14 protein-coding genes are annotated in these 24,930 nt (G+C 43.7%); 8 read left to right on the plus strand and 6 right to left on the minus strand.

All coding sequences use genetic code 11. From position 1 onward, the window contains the following. The 6 genes from IE164_RS16060 to IE164_RS16085 all read left to right on the plus strand — a co-directional run bounded on the left by IE164_RS16060 (position 1) and on the right by IE164_RS16085 (position 10,250). Positions 1-2,346 carry an ABC transporter permease gene (locus IE164_RS16060; RefSeq protein WP_189631271.1) on the plus strand — a complete coding sequence of 782 codons (2,346 nt, stop codon included), beginning with the start codon at positions 1-3 and terminating at the stop codon, positions 2,344-2,346. Between the two features lie 101 nt (positions 2,347-2,447). Continuing rightward, entirely contained in the window at positions 2,448-3,122 is a 675-nt protein-coding gene (locus IE164_RS16065; RefSeq protein ID WP_189631272.1) for a DUF2064 domain-containing protein, read from the plus strand. A gap of 48 nt (positions 3,123-3,170) precedes the next feature. Next, positions 3,171-6,371, plus strand: a complete 3,201-nt coding sequence (locus tag IE164_RS16070) for a SusC/RagA family TonB-linked outer membrane protein (RefSeq protein ID WP_189631273.1) — start codon at positions 3,171-3,173, stop codon at positions 6,369-6,371. Positions 6,372-6,381: 10 nt separating this feature from the next. Beyond that, positions 6,382-7,824: a SusD/RagB family nutrient-binding outer membrane lipoprotein gene (locus tag IE164_RS16075; protein WP_189631274.1), complete on the plus strand. Its 1,443-nt coding sequence runs from the start codon at positions 6,382-6,384 to the stop codon at positions 7,822-7,824. Positions 7,825-8,074: 250 nt separating this feature from the next. Beyond that, the gene (locus IE164_RS16080; RefSeq protein WP_189631275.1) at positions 8,075-9,433 is read left to right on the plus strand and encodes a sodium:solute symporter family transporter; all 1,359 of its coding nucleotides are present in this window, start codon (positions 8,075-8,077) and stop codon (positions 9,431-9,433) included. Next, positions 9,417-10,250: a metallophosphoesterase family protein gene (locus tag IE164_RS16085; RefSeq protein WP_189631276.1), complete on the plus strand. Its 834-nt coding sequence runs from the start codon at positions 9,417-9,419 to the stop codon at positions 10,248-10,250. The genes IE164_RS16080 and IE164_RS16085 overlap by 17 nt, the downstream gene beginning before the upstream one ends. Before the next feature lie 67 nt (positions 10,251-10,317). Here IE164_RS16085 and IE164_RS16090 read toward each other — a convergent pair whose 3' ends face one another. Further along, positions 10,318-12,420 (minus strand): AAA family ATPase, encoded by a 2,103-nt coding sequence (locus tag IE164_RS16090; RefSeq protein ID WP_189631277.1) that lies wholly within the window; start codon positions 12,418-12,420, stop codon positions 10,318-10,320. A gap of 345 nt (positions 12,421-12,765) precedes the next feature. Continuing rightward, complete coding sequence (hrpB, locus tag IE164_RS16095) at positions 12,766-15,252, minus strand: ATP-dependent helicase HrpB (protein WP_189631278.1); 2,487 nt, start codon at positions 15,250-15,252, stop codon at positions 12,766-12,768. Positions 15,253-16,262: 1,010 nt separating this feature from the next. On the opposite strand from hrpB, the gene IE164_RS16100 reads away from it, so the two are divergent. Further along, positions 16,263-16,919: a hypothetical protein gene (locus IE164_RS16100; RefSeq protein ID WP_229838732.1), complete on the plus strand. Its 657-nt coding sequence runs from the start codon at positions 16,263-16,265 to the stop codon at positions 16,917-16,919. Between the two features lie 472 nt (positions 16,920-17,391). Beyond that, positions 17,392-18,156: a peroxide stress protein YaaA gene (gene yaaA / locus IE164_RS16105; RefSeq protein ID WP_189631279.1), complete on the plus strand. Its 765-nt coding sequence runs from the start codon at positions 17,392-17,394 to the stop codon at positions 18,154-18,156. A gap of 83 nt (positions 18,157-18,239) precedes the next feature. Here yaaA and IE164_RS16110 read toward each other — a convergent pair whose 3' ends face one another. From IE164_RS16110 to IE164_RS16125, 4 genes are all read right to left on the minus strand, one after another. Beyond that, on the minus strand, positions 18,240-18,947 hold the full coding sequence (locus IE164_RS16110) for an endonuclease/exonuclease/phosphatase family protein (RefSeq protein WP_189631280.1): 708 nt from the start codon (positions 18,945-18,947) through the stop codon (positions 18,240-18,242). Between the two features lie 121 nt (positions 18,948-19,068). Next, entirely contained in the window at positions 19,069-22,245 is a 3,177-nt protein-coding gene (locus IE164_RS16115) for a WD40/YVTN/BNR-like repeat-containing protein (RefSeq protein WP_189631281.1), read from the minus strand. A gap of 83 nt (positions 22,246-22,328) precedes the next feature. Next, complete coding sequence (locus tag IE164_RS16120) at positions 22,329-23,747, minus strand: Gfo/Idh/MocA family protein (RefSeq protein ID WP_189631282.1); 1,419 nt, start codon at positions 23,745-23,747, stop codon at positions 22,329-22,331. A gap of 449 nt (positions 23,748-24,196) precedes the next feature. Next, complete coding sequence (locus tag IE164_RS16125) at positions 24,197-24,886, minus strand: hypothetical protein (protein ID WP_189631283.1); 690 nt, start codon at positions 24,884-24,886, stop codon at positions 24,197-24,199. Between the last annotated feature and the right edge of the window lie 44 nt (positions 24,887-24,930).

Genomic DNA, 24,930 nt, shown 5'->3' on the forward strand with positions numbered 1-24,930 from the left:
ATGATTAAGAATTACCTCAAAACTGCCATTAGAAATATTAGAAGAAACAAGCTTTATGCAGGACTCAATATTCTAGGGTTGAGCATTGGCTTGGGTTCATTCTTTATCATTTATCTGTTTTTGCAAAATGAGCTGGCTTATGATCAGTTCCATGAAAAAAAGGACAGGATTTACCGGGTGATTCAGAATTATGAAAGTGACTTTGGTTCCGAAAAACAAGCGAGTTTTAGCGATGCCTTTTCCCCAAAATTAGTGGAGTCAGTCCCGGGAATTGAAGCTTTTAGCAGGGTACATAGTAATTCTATTGGCTTTGGTTTCAATAAGGAAGAGCAGGGTAGGTCCAACATTGCAACCATATTAGTAGATCGTGGTTTTCTCGACATTTTTTCTATTGAAATAATCAATGGTTCAACGGTTAATCCGTTGGAGTCTCCCAGTGCTATGCTTATTAGTGAATCTGCTGCTATAAAGAACTATGGAACCATAGATGTAATTGGCAAAGAGGTAGATTACTACGGAAGGGACACTTATCTGATATCAGCAGTCTTCAAGGATTTGCCTAATAATTCTTCCATTAAAGCAGACGCTATTGCCTTGTATGAGAAGATGTATGCCTACAAGGGAGATGGTAATTGGAATGTCACTATGAATTCTTTGCAGACATTTCTCCTATTGAATGCCAACACAGCAATTAGTGATGTTGAAGGTAAGCTCACAAATATTTATGGAGAAGAGAACCCTTGGGGAGCTGAAAAGACATTAAGTCTACAGCCATTAAGCAATGTACATTACTCTCTGGATGTGAGAGATGAGGTAACGGAAAAGACCGACCGTCAATATGTGACTATTTTCTATCTGGTGTCTTTTTTCATTTTGGCCTGCTCTGTTATAAACTACATCAGCTTGGCAGTTTCTCAGTCAATTGAAAGAGGGAAAGAGATTGGTGTAAGAAAGGTGGCTGGAGCAAGTAAAGGGGAACTCTACAGGCAGTTTATGGTAGAATCGGTTATCCATGTTTCGGCCAGTTTTGTACTCTCTATGATATTGGTAGAGTTGCTAATTCCTCAATTAGAAACTTTGGTTGAAAGAGATTTGGGAATCAGTACCTTGAATCAACCTACACTTATTTTAAAAGGGGCGATTTTCTCTGTTTTCATTGCCATCGTTTGTTCACTTTATCCAGCTTATTTAAGTACTAGGCTTAGGGTGGTCAGTATCTTCAAGCATACCAATCAGGCACTTTCACCACAGAGCTTAATAGGGGCTATCAGCCTCCTTCAAATAGCTGTTTTTATTGTCCTTATCTGTGTTTCAGCTACCGCCAATAGACAAATGCATTTCATGCGAAATGAGAATCTTGGTTTTAATAAAGATCATCAGTTGGTCTTGGAAAACATGCCTTGGACAACAAGGCATGCCAAAAAGAATGAATTATTAAAAATACCTGGTGTAAATGCTGTCAGCGGGGGAGGCCAACTTCCAAACGATGTTACCGCTTCAATGAGCTTTTCCGGTCACGATTTTAAGTTTCGCTTTTTTGAAATAGAGAAGGATTACTTTAAAACCCTTGAAATAGATTTTTTGGCAGGGAGAAACTTCTTGCCCGAAGACCCTGACTCTTCCAAACTGGTAGTGATTAATGCCACTGCAGCTCAGAAGCTGGGCTATGATGCCGAGTCTGCTGTAGGCAAAACGCTTGGCTCAGGCCGTTCCACACATAAGATAGTTGGGGTGGTCAATGACTTTCACTTTGCGTCCAAGAAGGAAGTTATTGAACCTGTATTATTTAAGCGCTTTATAAAGGGCTCAAATGGTGAATTCCTGATTAACATTGATGGTGCCAATTGGGCTGAAACCGCTCAGGCTGTTTTAGACTATTACCACGACATTCCTGATGTATATGAGTACTCCTACTATTTCTTAGAAGACCGTATTGGTGCACAGTACAAACAAGAAAATGTGATGATTACCATGCTCAATACCTTTACAGGAGTTGCCGCGGTGGTTGCCTTTATCGGCTTATTTGGAATTACCGGCTATTCGGCCCGAAGAAGACTCAAAGAAATGAGTATCAGAAAAGTGTTGGGAGCGAGTTTTATGGCTATACAGAAAACCCTTAATTGGAGTGGTTTCATGAGGCTGGCTTTAGCTACTTTAATCGCCATTCCTGTGGTGTATTACTGGATGGACTCCTGGCTTTCTTCATTTGCTTACCGCATTGAACTGCCCATTGGCCTTATTATTCTGGCCATACTAATAGCCTCTGTAATTGTGCTCAGTACTGCTATGCTCCATAGTATCAGGGCTTATTTGATTAACCCGGTAGATGTGCTCAAGGAAGAATAGGTCAGTTCACTCAGTACTTTTGACCGCCAGATTACACATTAGAGGATAAATCCAAAACATAGTGGGGTTACGTAGGTTAGTGATGTAACTTGACCCCGCCAATGGAAACTTCTTCACCGACAACGGCCATTATCTTCTTTGCTTTTTCAGCATCTCGAGAAACGAGTCGTAAAAAGCTGATGAATGAAAGCAAAGCTAACACTGCTCTGCTGGAGGCTCTTCGTGCTCAAAGCCTGCAAAAAGCCATGGCTACTCAGTTTCCTGTTTTTGAGTTCAACGAACACAATCAAAGAGGCGCTAATTTTGGAGAAAGGCTCCAATCAGCTTTTGACAGTGTTTTTAGCCAAAACTTTGAGAGGGTTATTTGTATTGGTGCCGATTGCCCCGAGCTAACCTCTGAAGATTTGACCACAGCGGCCAATGCCCTTAGCAAAACAGATATTGTTATTGGCCCCGATTTGAGAAAAGGAATGTTTTTACTGGCCATGAATCGTTATGGCTATGAGCAGCTTTCATTCGAAGCTTTAGCCTGGCAAAGCCCACAATTAATCGAGAGCCTCCACACTCATTGCCAACAGCTATCCATTTTCTTTCTCAACCCTAAGTTCGATCTGAATAAAGCCTTCGATCTCTGTGCTCAAAGTAACTCAACCGTTCTTAAAAAACTGCTCAAGGTCATTCGGTCAACTCTTAACACAGCCACCTACCATTTCAATTTTCTTTGCAGTATTCTCATCAACTCACAACTTCCCCAGCGTGCTCCGCCCATGCAGTAATCGGTTCATGCACACATAAACATTCATCTACCACCTTATAAATTACATATGAAAACGCTTCTTTTAGGGCTGTTCGGGCAGTTCCTTTTTCTGTCTGTTATGGCACAGTCGTCTGTGACCGGTGTTGTGACCGACATAGGCAAAAATCCATTGCCTGGAGTAACCATTGCCATAGAAGGCACCACAAAAGGCACCATTACGAATGCTCAGGGTCAATTTCAGATAAACACTGAAAGCGGTGAAGTACTGGTGTTCTCATCGGTTGGCTTTCAAACCCTCAAAATTATAGTGGACGGACAAACACCACTGAATATAACTATGCAAGAAAGCTTAGGCTCTCTGGGAGATTTTGTGGTCACAGCCCTTGGTATAGAGCGGCAAACCCAAGATCTTGGCTATAATATTCAACGACTTGAGCCTAAAGCCATAGGAGAGGTAAAAGCTGCCAACTTTGTAGATAATCTGGCCGGTAAACTAGCCGGTGTTACTGTAACCCAGGGGGCTACAGGCGTTGGATCTACTTCTAAAATCACTATTAGGGGAGAAGCTTCATTTACCAACAATAATCCTTTGTTTGTGGTAGATGGCACTCCAGTAAATAATAATTCGGTAGTAAACTTTACCAACGATGCAGCTGCCGGTTTTCAGGAAGTAGATTTTGGCAACGGAGCCATGGAAATCAACGCTGACGATGTAGCATCGGTTTCTGTGTTGAAAGGCCCCGCAGCCTCGGCTCTATATGGCACCCGGGCGTCTAACGGAGTTATAATCATTACCACCAAAGACGGCCGTAGTGCACAAGGAATGGGACTCAGCTTCAACAGTAGCACCTTTTTCGATCGAGCCTTTCAACTGCCCCGGTTTCAAAACAGCTATGGTCAAGGCAACTCCGGTCAGTTTGAGTTTGTAGACGGCCTGGGTGGGGGGATTAATGACAATATCTCTTACAGTTGGGGGCCAAGACTAGATGCCGGGCTTCTTATACCTCAATACGATAGTCCTGTAACTTTGCCCGATGGAAGGGTGGTAAGGGGAGGCGATGTGGCCGTACATGGCGGTAGCCCCATTACACCTACTCCCTTTGTTTCTCATCCTGATAACCTTAAAAACTTCTACCAAACGGGAATTACAGCCATTAATAATCTTGCCGTAGCCTCAGGCACTGAAAAAGGCGATGTAAGAATCTCCTTTACCGATCTTAGAAGCAAGTCTATTATACCGGGAGTTAATCTGGATCGTACCACTCTTTCGGCCAGGCTGAATCTCAGGCCTAACCCAAAGCTTAAAATTTCAAGCTTTATCACTTATTCCAATGCTCAATCAGACAATCGGCCTTCCAGTGGCTATGGATCGGAAAACGTCAACTATGCTTTGGTAGCCTGGGGGCCACGATCTTTAAACATTGCCCCTATGAAAAACTACTGGCAACCCGGACTGGAAAACACGCAGCAATACTCTTTTAACTATACTTTTTTTGACAATCCCTACTTCACTTTGTTGGAGAATCGCAACTCATTGAACCGGGACAGACTCTTTGGCAACCTGATGGCCCGCTACATTTTGTCGGACTATTGGAGTGCGAGTTTGCGCAGTGGCATGGATTATTCCTCCGAACAACGCCAATTTAGGAGAGCATTTAGTTCTAACCGGTTTAGGAATGGTGCCTATGCCGTGCACGATGTATTGTTTAGGGAACACAATACCGATGTTCTCATCAATTATGTAAGGGAATTCGGGTCTTTCAGCTTTGAAGGTTCTGCCGGAGCCAATCGAATGGATCAGCGGGCATCTACCCTGCAATCACAAGCACTTTCACTGGCTCAGCCGGGAGTGTTTAGACTCTCCAATGCGGCCTCACCTCTGGAGGTTTTTGAGTTTTTATCTAAAAAACGAATTAACAGTGTCTATGCTTGGGCAAAATTGGGTTATCATGATTTTCTCTTTCTTGAACTTACGGGCCGAAATGACTGGTCCAGTGCCCTGGCAAGCCCTACGTCTACCGAAAACGTGAGCTTCTTTTATCCATCCGTTTCAGGATCGTTCGTAGCCTCAAACCTATGGAGAATGCCCACTTCCGTAGACTTTCTAAAACTAAGAGCTTCTTATGCGCAGGTGGGCAACGATACCGATCCCTACCAGACTGCCGGTGTTTTTAATGCACAAACACCCTATAGAGGCCAGCCCACATTCAGTGAGCAATCTACCATTGCCAATCCCAATCTGCTTCCGGAAAGAACCCGGTCTTTTGAAATTGGGAGCGAGGCCCGAATGCTCAACAGTCGCATACATGTGGACCTCACATACTACAATGCCATTACCAGCAACCAGATAATTTCGCTTCCTGTCTCCATCACTTCGGGCTATACAGAACGAGTAGTGAATGGTGGCCGCGTGAGATCGGAAGGAGTAGAGGCTATTGTTGGAGTTAACTGGATGTCGCGAGGCCAAATGAGCTGGACAGGTACCTTTAATTTTAGCCGTAACATAACCACCGTACTCGATCTTCCCAATGGTGTAGACCGACTTACGCTGGCTTATAGCCGTATTTATGATAACGTAAATCAAACTGTATTCTTTCAGGTGGAAGAAGGCGGAAGAGTTGGTGATATGTATGGAACAGGTTACCTGAAAACCGAAGATGGGAGATTTATAGTGGGTGAAAATGGCTTGTACATTCCTGACAATCGCTTACAAAAACTGGGCAACTATAACCCCGATTTTATACTGGGTTATACTAATGAAATTCGCTTTAACAATTGGAATTTCAATTTTGTATTTGACTGGCGTCAGGGTGGAGAATTGGTATCCCGAACACTGGCCCTGGCCGCAGTAGGAGGTCAGTTAGAAGAAACCGCTTATCGACCAGAGGCAGGTATTGTGGCTAATGGTGTAGTCAACACCGGCTCTGCCGACAACCCTGTGTATGTAGAAAATACCAAAGCAGTATCTGCTGAAGCCTACTATCGCAATTTTTACGATAGAAACCATGAAGAAAACAATACTTACAATGCCAGCTTTCTCAAACTACGTCAGCTATCCGTTGGCTATCGTTTTAGTGGTTCCTTCTTTCAAAATGGTAAAAGTTTAGATGTAGCCCTTGTTGGCAGAAATCTTTTTGCAATCTCTGAAATACCTCATTTCGATCCGGAACAACTGGCCGTACAAGGACAACAGTTTGTAAGTGGTGTTGAAGATATGTCTTATGCCACCACCAGAAGCATAGGGTTTAAACTAGGTTTCAATTTTTAAAAGAAGTCAGATGAATACTTTATATAAGAACTATATACTTCTGTTAATCAGTATGTTATTCGTATCTTGTTCGGATGGTTTTGAAGAAATCAATACCAATCCGAATGCGCCCATAGAGGTGCAGCCAGAGTTGCTTTTCCGTCAGGTAATTTATGACTATGGAGAACAAATGTCGTACGAAGGTTTCGTGGCGGGTAATCTACTGAGTCAGCATTTTGCCATGGTCGATTTCAATCTGTTCGATCGGCACGACCTAAGCTCACCACAGTTGGGCGGCAATCCATGGCCCATTATTTATCGCAATTTGCGAGATAATGAACTGGTATTAGAGGCAGCCGGAAAGAGCCCAGTTTATGAGGTATTCGAAGGGCCTGCTCTTATTCTGAAGGCCTATATGGCTGCTGCCCTCACTGATATTTATGGAGATGTACCCTATTTCAATGCTTTAAACGGTAAGCAAGGCCACATTACCCCGGCATATGATGCTCAAGAAGATATCTATCTGGCTTCCGGAGGCATTTTAGACAATCTGGAAAAGGCCGTTGTCGCCATTAAAAATTATTCCGGGTCGCAAACATTAAAGGGAGACCTCCTGTACAACGGTAGGCTTCAGGCCTGGATAAATTTAGCCAACTCGCTGAGGATTAAGTATCTCATGAGAATTTCTGATTGGGTTGATGTAGCCCCGGCACTTCAGGCCATAGTCAATGAAGGTGAGTATATTCAAAACAATGCAGACAACGCCACGTTCGATTTTACCAACTCTCAGCCCAATACATTCAGAATGGCCGTATTGCGCTCTGGTGATTTTAATCTTTTTGTTCAATCAGAAACCTTAGAAGAGGTTTTGGAAAACCTTAACGATCCCCGGCAGCGGGTTTTCTTCAGACCTTCTGAAGCCACAGGAAATTATGAAGGACTAAGAAATGGACCTGATGCTTCGAACACTTCCATTTCTGTAGCCAATTACTCGCTCACCGGCACCATTTTCAGAGAGAATACGGGGGCCCTTGATGCCAATTTTATGACGGCCTGGGAAACGTACTTTTTATTGGCAGAAGCTGCGGAAAAAGGTCTTATTTCACAAAATGCTCAAGCTTATTATGAAATGGGGGTGCAACTGGCTTTTGAATACTGGCAAAGCGAAATGCCTTCAAGCTACCTGACAACAGGAAATGCGGCTTATGGAGCGAATGGAGCGAACCCACTGGAGCAGATCATTACTCAAAAGTGGATTGCAAACACCATCAATGGCTACGAGGGATGGATTGAATTCAGAAGGACTGGATTTCCTCAACTGAAAAATGTAGCTGCCAGCCTGAACAATGGTCTCATTCCGGTAAGAATGCCATATCCTGCCGATGAAGCTGCATTAAACGCTGTGAACTACCAGGCCGCAACAGCCAACAATAAAAATAGTGTGAATAGTAAGGTTTGGTGGGATGCGAATTAAATCCGTCTTTGTCATTCCCTCGCAGGCGGGAACCTCCGTATTTAATGATCAAATGAGATTCCGGACATTTTTCTTCATTTTGAAACTTATGAAGAAAAATTCCGGAATGACGATAGTATGGAGTGCAGCAAACATAAGAAATGCAAAATAGCCCCCATCCAAACCTTCCGTTTGTGCGGAAAAATTTCACAATGGCAGGCTGCCATGTCCCCCGCTGGCGGGGGTTAGGGGGTGGAAAAGTAATCAGGAAATGACCACGCAAAACATAACCCTCTGGCAATGGATACTAGTCATCGCATCTAGTTTGGTGCTGATTGCCATTTCCCCATGGGCAAAAACCAAGAGTGACTTTTTCCAAGCCACCAGAAAAAATAACAAAAAGCCCGGCTTATGGCTGTTAACGAGCAGCTTGGTCATTAGCTGGATTTTTGCCAAAAGTATTACCAATGCGGCTAATCTAGGCCTTTCTTATGGCATTGTGGGAGGCGTGGCTTATGCCACCTATTACCTATCGTTCCTTTTTGCCGGCATCATCATTTTCAAGCTGCGCGTTAAGGGAGGTTTTCAGAGCATTCATCAGTTTCTTAGTTCCAAATACGGAAGGGGAGCCGTGATTCTCTTCTCTCTTCTCATTGCTTTCAGGCTCTTTAATGAAGTCTGGTCTAACACCATAGTGATTGGCAGTTACTTCGGTGAAGTGGGCTCCAAGCCTTATTATTTGGCTATTCTGGTCTTTACCTTGCTCACTTTGCTCTATTCCCTCAAAGGAGGGCTCAGCAGCTCTATGCTGACTGATGCCATTCAGATGGTGCTGTTTGCCGTACTGTTATGCGTAATTCTTGGGGTAATACTTCCTGATTCCGATGGTATTTCAAGCTATCTCGGCTCTGGTGACTGGAGCCTTTCTGGTGGAGTAGATTTGCTACTGGTTGCTCTGATTCAGTCCATTAGCTACCCATTTCATGATCCTGTGATGACGGATAGGGGTTTTATTACTGATCCGCAGACCATGAAGAAGGCCTTCTATTGGGCGGTTCCTATCGGCTTTATCTGTATTGTGCTCTTCAGTTTTATAGGCGTCTATGCTGCTCAAAAGGGCATGGAAGGTGAAGCTGCGGTTGAAGTAGCACAATCACTTGGAATCATTAGCATGTTGGTAATCAACTTGATCATGATTACATCAGCCTCGTCTACGCTGGACTCTGCCTTTGCTTCCTTTTCCAAGCTGATGGCGGTTGACCTGAAAATCGGACAGGCCAGTGTCAGTTCTGGCCGCTTGATTATGGTGTTGATTGCTGTTCTCGGTACCATTCCAGTGTTTTTCAATCCCACGGTGTTGTCGGCTACCACCATTTCCGGTACCATGGTTATTGGTTTGGCGCCTGTTTTTGTTTTCTGGCAATGGCGCGTTCATCGCTTGGCATTTGTGTTGACGGTGTTAACAGGAACGGCCTTCGGTATCTGGTTTGCCACAGGAGCTTATCCCAAAGAATGGGTGTTCTTTCCGGGAAGTTATGGCGATTTACTTAGTGTAAACCTATTGGGTACAGCGGCCTGTTTTTTAGTATTTATCTTCATGAAAAGAAAAGGAAATGCATTGGTTGGATAAGGTGAAGGACATAGGGACACTCTGTGGCGAAGTGATGATATTTGGTGGTGTGTACAGTAATCTTCAGGCACTGGAAGCTTTGCATGAGATAGCCGGGGAGAAGGAAATTCCGGCATCCAATATCATCTGTACGGGTGATATGGTGGGCTATTGTGCTCAGCCGGTGGAAGTGCTGGACTTCATCAGAAACTGGGGCATTCATGCCATTCTGGGCAATGTGGAGATACAGCTCAAAGAAGGGGAAGGGGACTGCGGTTGTAACTTCAATGACGGCTCCCGCTGTGATCTGTTTTCCAGGCAATGGTATCCTTTTGCGCAATCGCAAGTAAGGTCTGAACAAATTGAATGGCTACGGGAATTACCGGAGTTTATCCGCTTTCAATTTGCCGGAAAAAGCTGCTTTGTATTGCATGGGGGCCTTGAAAACATCTCAGAATATATTTTTGAGTCTACCCCAGACGAACGCAAGCGTGCCATTTTAGATCAGACGCAGTCAGACATTATCCTGGCCGGACATTGCGGTTTGCCCTTTAATAGCCCTGTAGAAGATAAACTTTGGCTCAATCCCGGAGTCATCGGCATGCCCGCCAATGACGGCACTCCACGCGTCTGGTATATGTTGTTGAACGACCGAAACGGATTCTCCTTTCAACACCAGTCCTTTACCTACAACCACGACCTCGCCAACCAGTTGATGTTGGAAAAAGGCCTACCTAAAACCTATGCCGCCACCCTTAAAACAGGCATCTGGGATAATTGTGAGATTTTGCCGGAGGTAGAGGCTGGGAGGCAGGGGAAGAGGATTAGGCTTGATTAGTGCGCTTACAATCTGCGTATTGCTCCCTGTTTTGATTCCTCCCGATTTAAAGTAAGCAACGTGTCGGCTAATTACTATCACCTACCGTTTCGAATAGTAGATTGTCACATTCTTGGATAATGTATTCCGGAATAATATCGTATTCCATAGGGTTGAGTTGTGCTATAAATTCATTTTCTATATGATAGGTTTCATTGATAAACTTTTTGAGCACAGAGTTCTCAATGTTCAATTCAAAGAATCGAAACACCTGCAATTTCTCATACCCATTCTGACAACTACTATATAGGGTCATTAACTCACTATCATTTTGAAGAATATTCAACAGTGAATTGTAATCGAATTGGGGTATGTGTTCTTTAATGTCATTGCAGCCATTAAGAAGTTTATGAGGTTCCAATTCTGGATATTCCCTATTATCGCCTAGTTCTCTGGTATCAATTAGAGTAGGTCTTTTATGAAATAAATTTGAAAGCACTTGATATGCATCGCAGGAATCATCCAAGATTTCGAAGTGTCTACGTAGATATATTAATTTAATAAGGTCTGGTAACTGGGTTTGTATTACTGACTTACAAATATTAGAGAAAGTCTGGATATTATCTTTTCTAATTTCCTTCTCAGTAATTACTCCTTCTCTGAGCTGTAAAAATGATGCCCTTGTAATCCCTTGGAAATTTCTCGACAATGACTTGACGGTGTCAATAATTGGTTCTACATCATGAGTTAGCATTAATACTGTTTTGCTTTTTAGGCAGAGCTCCGAGTCGCGTCTGAATAACATTTCCAATATTGCATACTTTTTGTTTTTGTCAAAGGATGAAATTGGGTCGTCAAGAATTATAATATCAGGCCTTTTAGCAAGACACTCATACATGAAGAGGACAATTGCGAAGGCATTTTTTTCACCAAAGCTTAAATGTTGGGTTCCACCACTCAAATGCTCTGGATAATCGATATGATACAATTTTAATCGAGCCTGCTCTCTACTACCTGCAATCTTGACCTGATATTTATACCCTGCACTTGCAAGGAAGTTATTAATATCCAACTGATGTTTTTGAATTATTTGTCGTAGATGATTACGTTGATGGTTAATTTTTCCCTTTAATACTCCAGCTCTACTAATTATTTCGTCTATTGAATTATTGATTGGTTCGATTGCCAGTCGAGTATGATCGGAGTTCAAATGATCATAGAAATCTAAGCCAAGCCTAAATCCATTTAGTTTTTCTGTCACATCCTCTTCCTCAGTAAAGTCAAATCCAGAGAGTGTACGGAGCTGCTGAAGTTTTTTAGTCAGGTTGTCAATTTGCCTGCTAATGCTAATTAGATAATCAATATGTTCCTGTTCTAAACCACTGTTTAGGGTTGTAATTGTTGTAAGTTTTGTTTTTGCATCCTCGGAAAGAAACTGACCCAAATTTCTAGTCACCTCGATAATACTGACTAAATGCTTTATGGTATTCTTGTCGTATTCCTGTGCCACTTTTTGAATCTGTTCGGTCTTTTCAGCTGTTTCTGATGTACAATAAGGACAACTTGTCGAAAGTTCATTGAATGAATTGCCTTTAGTCTGCCAATCAACCCATTCTATACTCTTGTTACTTTGAATAAAAGGTTGATATAGCTCAAGTCCTGCTGGAATGTTTTTTATTTTGTTTCCCGAAGAAAGTGCTTTGATTCCGGTAGAAGCCTTTGAAATACCGGAGTTTGTGAGCTTAAACGCTTTTCCTAACTCTACCAAAGTATTGATTAGATAGTCTAAGTCTTGATTGTTTGTAAAAACCTGTTTTACATCAGACACCAACGATTCTATTTGACTTTCTAACTCCTTGTATTGATCGTTTCTTATTAGAATGTCGAAACTATTAGACAAAAGTTCATCTTGCTGAAAGACAAATTGACCTATATACTCTTCATTGAAGCATAATACGCTACTTATTCCTTCAAGTCCTTTAATGCTGGGAATATTGTCGGGTTCATTACTTCCACGATACTTAAAAGGTGTTAATTCGTTAAGTGTTGATCCCTTTGATTCTAATAATATTGCTTTTGAAATAGTACTTTTCCCTGTTCCATTTGGAGCTAATTTTATGTTCAACTTGTTTTCGACAATGTTGATTTCGGCTGATTGAATATTGTTGCAGTTGTTAATAGAGACAATCATACGCTTTAAAGGGATTTACTTTTTGCTGGAAAGTTCTTTTCATGAAAATCTAATCCAAGCAATTCTTTAGGTTGGAAAATAACTTAACAGAAAAGCACAGAGAGTGAAAGGATGTTGTGTGTTTTCTAGATTGAAGAAAGGCATTTTGGGGAAAATTTACAAGTGAAGCGATATGGTGCTAAACTCTAGGAGATTCTTCGGTCGTATCTTCTTTGATATTCATCAAGATGTTTCATTCCTCTGAATGACGCTTACCGAGGCATTTGAGGTTCATTAATGCATCAATGACTATTGAATAATGACCAGTCTACCAACTGACTGATTCCCCGATTTCCGTTCAACCGATCACTGATTCCTCCTCTTAACTCCCCGAATAGCCGGTTCATTCCACGGATCATCAGGCCAGACATGTTTGGGATAGCGTCTTTTCAGTTCCTTTCTCACTTCGAAATAGGCGTCTGACCAAAAGCTTTTCAGGTCGGAGGTAATTTGAACGGGTTTGAAACCGGGAGAGAGCAGGTGCATCAGCACGCTTTGTTTTCCGGCATTGATCTTAGGGGTTTCGGCCATACCAAAGACTTCCTGTATGCGGACGGCTAAAATAGGGGCTTCAGCATTGTCTCGATAAGCGAGGCGAATTTGTGAACCACTCGGCACTTCAATTTTTTCCGGGGCCAGGTCATTCAGTTTGCTTTGCTGGTCAAAACTCAAACTGTGGTGTAAAATGTCTTTAAGCTTAAGCTTTTTGAGGTCTTCCGGCTTGCGGATGTTATTGAGATAAGGGGCCAGCCAGTCACCACAGGTTTGGAGTAGGGAAGAAGTACTTACTTCCGGCCATAGTTCTTCAGGGTTCCATTTCCTGAGCGATAACACACGGCTTTGCCATTGGTTTACCTCCTCATTAAAGTCGAGCAAACGTTCGCCTTCTTTCTTTATGGCATCTACTATGGCATTCACTAAATGGGCTGGATCCGGATCGGGCAAGGGAGTGCTTCTTAGCACAATGCTACCGATGCACAGGTTTTTGGAAGCAATAAGCCCTCCATCTTCTGTATCCCAGGTAATTACTTCTTTCTCTTTTACTAAAGGAGCCAGATCTCTGGGGTTGAGAGGGGAGGCCATATGAATTTTACCCATACCGTCTCGAGCATCGATATGGCAAACGGCCAACCAAGGCTCAGCAGCCAAATCATCTCGATGACCGGCCATGGCATAGCGACCGTTAGACAATTGGAATTGGGCATTATTACCAGGACGAGCACAGGCAATGCGTTCCGGATAGGCGTGGGTGAGCAAAACACCAGTTTCATATGGATCGACAAAGTCGTTTTCTGCCTCAATCTGAAACAGTTTGCGGTATTGCTCGGCTATTTTTTCTATCCGTTGCAGCTTTTTACCATCGCGATTTTCCCTTCGGTGAGTTCTCAAGGCTTCTATGCGCGTATTAATGTCTATTCCTGCCTCTTTGCCGAGCGGATCGCGCTCTTCAAGCAAGGCTGCAATATCTGTAGCCAAAGCCAATTGATCGTGCTCCTCTGCCAACAAGAGCATATGAGCTATTCGCGGATGGCAAGGTAGCCTGAGCATCTTTTTGCCATGCTCTGTTATCTTTCCATTTTCCAAAGCCTCCAGTTGGTGTAAAAGGTCTCTGGCTTGCGCTAATGGGCCGGCAGGAGGGGGCGTAAGCCATGTCATTTGTTGTGGGTCTATGATACCCCATTGGGCCATATCGAGTACTAGTGAAGCCAGGTCGGCTTCCATAATCTCCGGTACAATGTGCTCAGTCATTCTTTGGTGCGTAACTGGGCTCCACATGCGATAGCAATGGCCTGCACTTAAACGCCCTGCCCGGCCGGCTCGCTGATCTGCTGAATCTCTGGAAATACGGACTGTTTCTAAACGAGACAGGCCGGAGTTCGGGTCGAACTTAGAAGTGCGTCCAAAACCACTATCAATAACCACTTTAATCCCTTCAATGGTCAAGCTGGTTTCGGCAATATTGGTAGCCAGAACTACTTTTCGTTTACCGCTACGATCGGGCATAATGGCGGCCTGTTGCTTATGAGGCGGTAAACTTCCATAGAGCTGATGAATGGCCATTCCTTTTAAGCTTCCTCTCAACAGGTCGGCCGTTTTCTGAATTTCTCTTTGACCGGGAAGAAACACCAGAATATCTCCATCGTGAAGCCTGGCCGCTTTGCTGATGGTCTTGGAGATTAGCTCAGGAATTAAAAATTCATCGATATCTCCTTCATAAATTATTTCTACGGGGTATTGCCGGCCTTCACTGACTACCGCAGGAGCTTTTAAGAGGCTGGTCAACTGCGGCATATTTAAGGTAGCAGACATAATCATAATGCGCAGGTCGGGCCGAAGCACTTGTTGAGCTTCTCTACAAAGTGCCAGAGCTACATCTGCATGGATGCTACGCTCATGAAATTCATCGAAAATGACCATTCCAATACCGGAAAGCTCATTGTCTGACTGAATCATACGGGTGAGTATGCCCTCAGTAACTACTTCAATCTTGGTTTTATCTGAAACCCGATTGTCAAACCGAATACGGTAGCCAACAGTCTCGCCAACCTTTTCCTCAAGGAAGTAAGCCATGCGCTCCGCAATGGTACGAGCAGCCAGCCTGCGTGGTTCCAGCATGATGATCTTCTGACCCTTGAGCCAAGGCTCATCCATCAAAGTAAGTGGTAAAAGCGTACTTTTTCCTGCGCCCGGAGGTGCATTAACGATTAGCGTATTCTTTTCAGCAAGGTGCTTTCTGGTATCGGGAACAACTTCCTTTACAGGGAGGTCTATATGTTGGTATTGAAAACTCATAGGGTAATTGAGCTGCGAAGGTAAGGACTAAAGTATTGCGATGTGAGATATACTTAGTGCGAAATGGGTTTTAGAACTGAAGAGACTATGGTCTACTCGGGGTTGAGAGGAATAAAATAATTACTCTGAACAAAAATAATTCAGACTTGAAGTCTTTTGGGTCGCATTTGTTAGGTCCGGTATACTAGCCAAAAACTGTGTCCTCACAGCGTCTTTTAACAGCCATTTGTGAAGACACACTTAGAGGCAAGGTTTAGATATATACTGCTTGCGACTTAAGTAAGTAACCCTAAAAAGTAATTCGGACTTGAAGTCTTTTGGGTCGCATTTGTTATATCCGGTATACTAGCCACAAGCTGTGTCCTCACAGCGTCTTTTAGCAGCCATTTGTGAAGACACAAATGGAGGCAAGGTTCAGAAATATACTGCTTGCGACTTAAGTAAGTAACCCTAAAAAATAATTCAGACTTGAAGTCTTTTAGGTCGCATTTGTTAGGTCCAGTATACTAGCCAAAAACTGTGTCCTCACAGCGTCTTTTAACAGCCATTTGTGAAGACACACTTAGAGGCAAGGTTTAGAAATATACTGCTTGCGACTTAAGTAAGTAACCCTAAAAAATAATTCAGACATGAAGTCTTTTGGGTCGCATTTGTTATATCCGGTATACTAGCCACAAGCTGTGTCCTCACAGCGTCTTTTAACAGCCATTTGTGAGGACACAAATGGAGGCAAGGTTCAGAAATATACTTCTTGCGACTTAAGTAAGTAACCCTAAAAAATAATTCAGACTTGAAGTCTTTTGGGTCGCATTTGTTAGGTCCGGTATACTAGCCACAAGCTGTGTCTTCACAGCGTCTTTTAACAGCCATTTGTGAAGACACAAATGGAGGCAAGGTTCAGAAATATACTTCTTGCGACTTAAGTAAGTAACCCTAAAAAATAATTCGGACTTGAAGTCTTTGGGCTAGTTTTGTTATGTTCAAACAAATTTTTTAAAACTAAAAACATAATGACAAAATTTAAAGCATTAATCACACTCGTTATTTTCATTTTTATTATCAATGTTAGTTACGCTCAAAATAGGTTATATGAACACCCAAATTTCCCTCAGATAGCTGCTAAACATCAGATGATAGCTATTCTCCCTTTTAAGGCAACTGTCAACTTAAGGCCAAAGCAGATGGAGCAAATGACCTCCGAACAACTGGCGGATATGGCAAAACTTGAGGGTTATAATATTCAAGAATCAATGTATTCATGGTTTTTAACTAGAAAAGGAAGGGGCGAAATGGTAGTAAATGTTCAAAATACCGTAGAAACTAATGCAATCCTTGAAAAAAATGGTTTTGAGTACAACTCGATATCTAAATATACACCAAAGGAATTAGCAGGATTACTAGGAGTTGATGCGGTTATTATGGGTAGCTTTGAAACGTCAAAGCCAATGTCTGAAGGAGCTTCAATTGCGCTTGGTTTGCTCATTGGCTTTTGGGGTAGCACAGACAAAGCAGTATTGAATATGTTTATCTACAATGGGGAAGATGGAGAAACCTTGTTCAACTACAATAGAGCAGTCAATGGCTCATTAGGCACTAATACCGATAATCTTATCAATAGATTAATGAGAAAGTCTTCAAGAAAGATCGCATACACTAATAAAAAATAGAGTAAAAGTTAATGTGTAGAAAACCGGAAGTCAATAAAGGCTTTCGGTTTTACATTTCTAATCATTTGGTTTAGTAGAAATAAGTAACTGAAATAGGTGCTTAGGTATACATGACTGAGAAATTTTAGGCATTCTTATAGTCACGCCTAGGCTTTCTCCCAAAGGTCGAAATGACTTTCCATTGAGGTACTCTCTCAGGACTCACACTATGCTGTTACTGAAGGGGCAAATCCCCCGGCCTAAAGGCCACCCCCTTTGTTTCAAAGGGGGATTGGTTCGTGCCAGAGTTAAGGACTGCGGTCTGAACTGGCAGAATGTACTGTCCCTCGCCTCGAGGAGAGATAAAAGCGTGTGGCTCATTCCAGTCTCAAAACTCACTACATGCATCGCAATACAATATTAACATTAGCTATAACTCCTTCGAACATTTTAGCGGCTCACTTTGTATGTTTGCACAAAGAGTAAAAACGATATGCTATTAGTACTTTCCCCAGCCAAGACCCTCGATTTTGAAACCCCATGCGACAAGGAAAAAACCTATCCGAAATTCCAGAAAGAAGCACTGGAGCTTATTGGAGTGCTGAAGGAGAAAAGTCCGGAAGAAATTCAGGAGTTAATGGATTTGAGTGAAAACCTGGCAGAGCTTAACGCTGACCGGTACAGGAAATTTACCAAGAGCAAAAATCCTAAAACAGCCAAGCAGGCGGTTTATGCTTTTAAAGGAGATGTGTATGTAGGGCTTGAAGCTGAAGAGCTGAGCCATGACGATATTCTCTACGCTCAGGAGCATTTGCGCATACTCTCAGGCTTGTACGGTCTGTTGCGTCCGCTCGACCTTATTCAACCCTATCGATTAGAAATGGGCACCCGACTGGCTTTTGATGACCATACCACACTCTATAACTATTGGGCCGATAAGATTGTAGCTCAGGTAATGCGCGACCTCAAAAAGCAAGGCGACAAAGTACTAATCAACCTGGCCTCTCAGGAGTACTTCAAAGCTATTGACAGGCCAAGCCTAAAGGCCAGAGTGGTCAATGTTGAGTTTAAGGATATGAAGAATGGTGAGTATAAGATCATCTCATTCTTTGCTAAAAAGGCCAGAGGTTTAATGGCTCAGTATATCATCAAGAATCGTATCAATGAGGTGGAAGGACTTAAAGGCTTTGATTATGAGGGTTATTGGTTCGATGCAGAGGGTTCGGATGAGAATAATTTGTTGTTTAAGAGAGGGTAGATATTCTCTGAAGGCTGAGAAAGCAAAGTACCAACGGCCTGTCTTCTCACGGTTATTGGCCATCGACTTTCGTAAATGAAGAATTAATGTGTAAGCTGCACAGTAGCTACCAAAGGCCTATGATCAGAAACAAGCGGCTCATCCAGTAAATCGATAAACGTTACCTGCAGTTGTGACTTTGGGGTATTCCTATACACTACATGGTCAATTTCTACCTTTGTGTTCCCCTGAAAGCTAAGGTTATCGGGGCCTTTAGGAACAAAGACAAAACCGGCCTCATAGAATAACCGCATGGTTGGTGAATCCGGCTCACAATTAAAGTCTCCGGTAATAATTGTCGGTAAATCAAATTGGTTTAAGTATTCAATTAGCGTAGCTGCCTGTGCCAGGCGTGTTTCTTGACCTTCCAGGCCCGCTATCCAGTCTAAATGTACATTGGCAAATAGGATAGAGGTACCTTGAGCCACTTCTATCTCTTGAACAATGGATATTCTTGGTTCATAAACACCATCCGGTAAAGGGAGTATTTTCGTTAAACTGACAGGCTTTGCTGAAAGGGTAGACATACCATAGCCCCCTCCCTGAAAGGTCATAAACTGCCCAAAAGTGCCAGTCATGTGGAGTTCACTAGCCAAAAAGTGGGTTTGGTCTACACTGTCTGATCGCTCTGCGAAATGATCAATTTCCTGAAGGGCAACCAGATCAGGTGACTGGGCTTTAATAACCTCTAAAGCACGCGATAGGTCCAACTGCTGGTCGTTTCCAACACCATGTTTGATGTTGTAAGACATGATCTTGAACTCTGTGATTTGCGTCTGAGAGCAAGAGCTAATGATAAGGAACACTAAAGTTAGTCTAAGGACTATAAGCGCAGACTTCTTAAAGTGTTCCTTGCAATTATTCAATACGGCTTTACTTTCCACCCGATTTCTCAATTTCAATTGTTCTGTTCTTTCTCTCCAGAGCTTTGTTGAACTTCGGTATGTCTTCATTAATAATCTGATCGAACTGCTTTATTGCGGCCTGAAGCCTCTCATTCAGTACTTCGTACACTTCGCCTTGCTGATTGGTGGGGCGGAAGTCAATACCGCTGCCGTTAATATCACTGGCCAGTGCACTCAATCTGCCGTAAAGCTTAATGGGGCTTCTGAAGGCATCCTCACGGGCTCCGGTTAGGTGAATATCGTAGAGTTTACCGGCAATATCTTCGGCTATACCCAAAAGCCTCATGGCCTCTTTTTGGGTTCTTTTATCAGATTCTTCGTCAATAATTTCTTCCAATTCTTTGCGCAACATTTCTACTGCATTGATATTACTTACAGCCACGTTAATGGCATCTCTTAATTGTAGAGAGAAGTAGACTTGCGCCTCAATGTCTTCCTGGGTTCCTTCAGAATATGGGTCTTTCAGTACATTGAGATCTTTGGTAACCTCACGGATAGTCTGGCCGCTTTCATCTTCTACTTTCAGCCTCACTTTATAGGTGCCTGGAGCCACTCTGGGACCGTACTGTCCGGCCATGAGGTCTAAATCCCATTGCACCAGGGGTCTCCAACCTTCGCCATTGAGCTGAACCCAAGGACGGCCCGGTGGTTGTGTTAAAAGTCTGGCCTGAATAATTGGTTCATACCTTAAATCCCAGGTTGTTCTGTTTATACCGGCTCTTGATCTTGGCGTTAAAGTACGAATAACATCGCCCTGTCGGCTAACAATTTCCACTTTTACATTGCCTTTTACACTTTCCGGTAAGTAGTAATTAATGATCGCTCCATTGGGCGGGTTCTGACCTGAATTGAAGCTACCTCCATCTGTTTTAATGCTTTCGCGATTGTTGAAGCGGTAAGTATCCCTTACATCCAGTAAAACCAAATCGGTGTCCAGTTGGTCGGCTTTTCTGAGTGCAGCCAAATCGTCCAGTATGTAATAACCGCGTCCGTAAGTACCCACCACCATATCGTCAAACCGCTCTTGAATCTCAATCCAATACACCGGAGCAGGAGGTAAGTTTAGTCTCAAACGATCCCAACTGGCTCCATCGTCATAGCTTACATAGATACCTTTATCGATACCCGCGTAGAGCATGCCCTGGCGTTTAGGGTCTTCCTTAATTACATGCACAAAGCTCGATTCAGAGGAAGGGATTCCATCAGAAATTTTCTTCCAGCTTTGGCCGTAGTCGGTGGTTTTGTAAATGTAAGGGGCAAAATCACCCATCTGATGTAGGTCTACAGAGATGTAAACCGTACCTTTCTGATAACGCGATATTTCGATATTGGCTATAGTGCCCCATTCGGGAAGCCCCTTAATATTCGATGTAACGTTGGTCCAGTTCTCGCCTCCGTTTCGGGTTACCTGCACCTGGCCATCATTGGTTCCAACCCAGATCAAGCCTTTTTCTAAAGGCGACTCTTCAATGGCGAAAAGCGTAGAACCATCGAAGGTCATCAGGTTATCGATGGCTACTCCACCTGAGCTTTGCTGATGCGATTTGAGGTTGAGGGTAAGATCGGGAGAGATGATTTGCCAGCTTTGGCCACCATCGTCCGACATGTGCACGTATTGACTACCTACATATACTCTTCCCTTGTGATGGGGCGAAAAACTTAAAGGAAAGTTCCAGTGCCAGCGATATTTCATATCGGCCGGAGCCCATCCATAGCCTGCTTCAGGCCAAACTCTCACTTCCCTGGAATGCCCTGTTCGAATGTCGTGCCTTTCGAGGCCTCCATCATAACAGCCAGACCAGATGATGTTGTTATCGTTCGGATCGGGTTGAGCGAAACCGCTTTCGCAACCTCCAACGCCTTTCCACAAACCAAGTGGAATATAGCCCTGAAGTGAGTTGCTTGGCCCCATGTAGGACCAGCCATCCTGACGATTTCCAAAGACGTTGTAAGGAATTTTGTCATCTACGGCTACGTGGTACATTTGGGCGATTGGAAGCACCACTCTTTGAAAGCTTCTTCCATGGTTGAGGGTCATGCTCACCCCACCATCATGGGCTACCAGGTAGCGATCGGGGTTTTGAGGATCTATCCAAATGTCGTGATTGTCGCCACCACCACGGGGCGGCCTGGGGTTTCTGGTCTTTCCACCATCTAGCGAATGAACAAATCGCACGGACATGGAATAAATTTCGTTAGGGTCTCCGGTATTTACCCGAATTCTGGTGTAATAGGGGGCTCTTTCGTTCCAATCGTGCTCACGGCTCATCAAAGTCCAGCTCATGCCTTTGTCTTCCGACCTCCAAACTTCAGGGCTTTCTGCCTCGAACAGAGCATAGACCACATTGGGGTCGCTATGTGAAACAGCTACAGATGTTTTTCCTACTATTCGCTCGGCCCCAAATTTCAACCCATACTTATTCAATGGCTCCCAGCTATCTCCGCCATCGGTCGACTTATATATACCACTGCCGGGGCCACCGCTGTTTAGCCCCCAGGTATTGATGTGTATAGACCACATGGCTGCGTATATGATGTTCGGGTTTTCCGGATCTATGGCTAGGTCTGAAGCGCCTGTGCCTTCATCGATAAACAGCACTCTTTCCCATGTATTTCCTCCGTCTTTGGTTCTGTAAACTCCGCGTTCTTGTTGTGGGCCATAAGTGTGACCCAGGGCTGCGGCATAAACAATCTTGGGGTTGGTGGGGTGTACGAGAATATGGCCAATTCTTCCGGTGTTTTCTAAACCCTTGTGTTCCCAGGTTTGACCTGCATCGGGCGAAAAGTAAATGCCGTTACCCATGGCATGTGCCGGCCGAATGAGGAAGGTTTCTCCTGTGCCCACCCATACCTGATCAGGATTGGAGGGAGCCAGTGCTACCGAGCCTATAGAAGAAATGTCCTGATCGTCAAAAATGGGGCGCCAGTTAATGCCTCCGTCATCGGTTTTCCAAAGTCCGCCCGAAGCGGCACCAATGTAATTAATCATAGGGTCGCCCGGAACACCAGCTACCGCAATGGCCCGATTACCCTCCGGACCAATGAACCGAAAGCGGTGATTGCCTAGCTTCTGGTCTAAATTGCTCTGAGCATGAGCAAGTAGTGAAAGCAACAAAAGGGGGAGTAGGGTGAGTTGTTTGAGCATAATTCTTATGGTTACAAAAAGTGAATGAAAAAGGAGATTAGTACGCGACCAATCTCCTTTTTATATCGTATTTATTAGGCTGATTACCAGCCTGTTCTGTATTCTCTCTTCACAAATTGGTTGGCCTCATCGAAGTTGGTCACCTTCATGTTTGGTCCATCCCAAAGTAGTTTTATGTATCGGCCCGGGTAAACGGTTCTGTTGCCTTCTTTCTTTTGAATATCGAAGCTTCTTAAAGCCAGGTTACCCATCAGGATGCTTTCTGTCAAAGGCCCGGCAATATCGAAGTCGGAACTACACTCTTTTTGCTTATAACCAGCCATAGCTGCATTTACCCATTGCACGTAGTGTCCTTCCGGCACTCTTGGAATAGTTTCCTTTACATTGAGCGCATCATTCAGTTCCAGCGGAATGAGTTTAGGGTTCATACCATAAGTTCCGCACATCATGGTGCCTCGGGTTCCTTTTATAATTACTCCGTTGCCTCCATCGCCCATTTGTTCATTGGCACCCAGTTCCTCAGGTCGTGGTGGCTGAATACCTCCGTCCATCCAATGAAGTTTTAAAGCCGGCTGATCTCCTCTTTCGGGAAAGTCTAGGGTAATGTGCGAAGAAGGAGGGCAGCTTTCCGGGAAGTAACCTCTTCTAAATTCACCCACATACACAGAGCCTACGGAAGCCTCAACTCCTGTAGGATAACCCAGTTTCAAGGTTTTAAAGGCCGGTTCTATAATGTGGCAGGCCATATCACCCAGAGCTCCTGTACCATAGTCCCACCAGCCACGCCAGTTGAAAGGCACCAGGTTATCGATATAGTCTTTCTTTGGGGCGGTTCCTAGCCATAAGTCCCAATCCAGCTCTTTTGGCACCTGTGCTTTGCGTTCAGCTGGCCAGGCAATTCCCTGTGGCCACACCGGACGGTCGGTCCAGCACCACACCTCTGTGGCATCGCCTATAAGGCCGGCTTGATACCACTCTTGCATTTTTCTTACACCATCTCCAGAGGCTCCCTGATTTCCCATTTGGGTTACCACTTTGTATTTGTGGGCTGCTTCAGTAAGTTCCCGAGCTTCGGCAATGTCGTGGGTAAGTGGTTTCTGCACATATACGTGTTTACCACGTTGCATAGCAGCCATGGTTTGAATGGCGTGCATATGGTCAGGACTGGCAATGGTTACACCGTCTATGCCGGTTTCTTTTTCCAGCATTACCCGGTAATCTTTGTAATAAATGGCATCAGCAAAAGTTTTGCGGGCATTGGCCGCTCTTCTGTCGTCAACATCACACAAAGCAACCACTTTTACTGCAGGGCTTTTAGCACATTCGGTCAGGTCTGAATAACCCTTTCCGCCTACACCAATACCAGCCAGATAGAATGTATCTGACGGGGCCTTATAGCCTTTGCCTAACACATGGCGTGGCACAATGGTAAATGCAGCCGTTCCTAGTCCTAGTGTTTTAATAAAGTCTCTCCTGGAGGTGTTCTTTTTTGGTTGTTCCATAGTTTCAAATGGTTTGAGCCAGCGCGCTCAGGTTTCATACAATCGTTTAAAAAATTTGATAATTTCTGTGAGGATCGAAGCAGAAAATGGAGTGTTTCAGTGGTTGTTGTATTTCCTGCAACAATCGACCGATAAATTAATAAGAAAAGCCTGAACGGGAAACGCTTTTTTATTATTGTGGCTTGATGGGTGTTTGGGCAAATTTAATTTTACAGAAACAGATCATTGCCAATTAAAATTACAGACCTGTATTTTTAAGTTCTCTCTGGCAGGTTTTCATAATTACCTCCATTCAAATCTTTACCAATGGTCGGCTTTAGGCATAGTAGAAACATGGTCCGTAACAAAGCATGGGGTCTTTATTCAGACCAGCTAAAAAGAGATTTAATAAAGACAGTCGCCTATACAAAGGTAGTTCTAGAGTATAGTTGTTATGAACAGGTATCGGACTACCTGTTGTCCTCGTCCCGGACTTTGGTGTCTGCCAACTGCTCAAGGGCCTCGGCAATGACTAATAGGTTTTCTCCCGGCTGTTCTTTTCGAATATTGTCGGCACACTGCAGCATATAGTTGGCCGACCAATGCTCAACGCCTTCTTCCAGTATGGTATATTCTCCGTTGCCATTTCCATCAGGCCCCATATTTTCTCTAATAAAGCTCTGCCGAACCAAAAGGGCTATGGTTTGCTCGGTAGAAAGGCTGGAAATAAGATGGTCTATGGCTTCTGAAATAATTTGTTGTTCAGGATTGTTAAGCTCAAAATTGATGGCCGTAACAATGTCGGTAGCAAACCAGGGAATTTTATCAGTCCACTGGGTTATAAACAGTTCTCGCTCTTTTTCATTAGGTAGAGTAGCTCCGGCCACTTCAAGATAAAAGACCAAGGCCGGTTCTTTGTTAGGAGCCAGGGTGGTAATGAGTCCCAGAAGATCTTCAGCCGATTCCTTGTGCAGTGCTTTCGGGTTGTAGCCGCGTTGTCCTTTCGGGGCATCTGTCATAAATCCGGCATCGAGAAGAAACTCATAGGCCTCTTCCACAGTAAAAGTGGTGGGTGTAAAGACCTGGTCTTTCCGATTTTCACAAGCTACTAGAAGCATTGTTAAAACCAGGGTGTGTATCCATTTGGTGAAGGTTTTCATGCCGCGAAAATAGTTTGGTCCAGCCTTTCAGGCAAGTGCTGTTA

Origin of the sequence: Roseivirga thermotolerans (genome assembly GCF_014653175.1) — a bacterium.
Taxonomy (GTDB): Bacteria; Bacteroidota; Bacteroidia; order Cytophagales; family Cyclobacteriaceae; genus Roseivirga; species Roseivirga thermotolerans.

What these genes read in the sequence shown, in the direction of transcription:
- IE164_RS16060 (WP_189631271.1), top strand. Translation starts at nt 1, where the DNA reads ATGATTAAGAATTACCTCAAAACTGCCATTAGAAATATTAGAAGAAAC.
- hrpB (WP_189631278.1), bottom strand. Translation starts at nt 15,252, where the DNA reads ATGAGTTTTCAATACCAACATATAGACCTCCCTGTAAAGGAAGTTGTT.
- IE164_RS16110 (WP_189631280.1), bottom strand. Translation starts at nt 18,947, where the DNA reads ATGTCTTACAACATCAAACATGGTGTTGGAAACGACCAGCAGTTGGAC.
- IE164_RS16080 (WP_189631275.1), top strand. Translation starts at nt 8,075, where the DNA reads ATGACCACGCAAAACATAACCCTCTGGCAATGGATACTAGTCATCGCA.
- IE164_RS16115 (WP_189631281.1), bottom strand. Translation starts at nt 22,245, where the DNA reads ATGCTCAAACAACTCACCCTACTCCCCCTTTTGTTGCTTTCACTACTT.
- IE164_RS16065 (WP_189631272.1), top strand. Translation starts at nt 2,448, where the DNA reads ATGGAAACTTCTTCACCGACAACGGCCATTATCTTCTTTGCTTTTTCA.
- IE164_RS16125 (WP_189631283.1), bottom strand. Translation starts at nt 24,886, where the DNA reads ATGAAAACCTTCACCAAATGGATACACACCCTGGTTTTAACAATGCTT.
- IE164_RS16100 (WP_229838732.1), top strand. Translation starts at nt 16,263, where the DNA reads ATGACAAAATTTAAAGCATTAATCACACTCGTTATTTTCATTTTTATT.
- IE164_RS16090 (WP_189631277.1), bottom strand. Translation starts at nt 12,420, where the DNA reads ATGATTGTCTCTATTAACAACTGCAACAATATTCAATCAGCCGAAATC.
- IE164_RS16075 (WP_189631274.1), top strand. Translation starts at nt 6,382, where the DNA reads ATGAATACTTTATATAAGAACTATATACTTCTGTTAATCAGTATGTTA.
- IE164_RS16085 (WP_189631276.1), top strand. Translation starts at nt 9,417, where the DNA reads ATGCATTGGTTGGATAAGGTGAAGGACATAGGGACACTCTGTGGCGAA.
- yaaA (WP_189631279.1), top strand. Translation starts at nt 17,392, where the DNA reads ATGCTATTAGTACTTTCCCCAGCCAAGACCCTCGATTTTGAAACCCCA.
- IE164_RS16120 (WP_189631282.1), bottom strand. Translation starts at nt 23,747, where the DNA reads ATGGAACAACCAAAAAAGAACACCTCCAGGAGAGACTTTATTAAAACA.
- IE164_RS16070 (WP_189631273.1), top strand. Translation starts at nt 3,171, where the DNA reads ATGAAAACGCTTCTTTTAGGGCTGTTCGGGCAGTTCCTTTTTCTGTCT.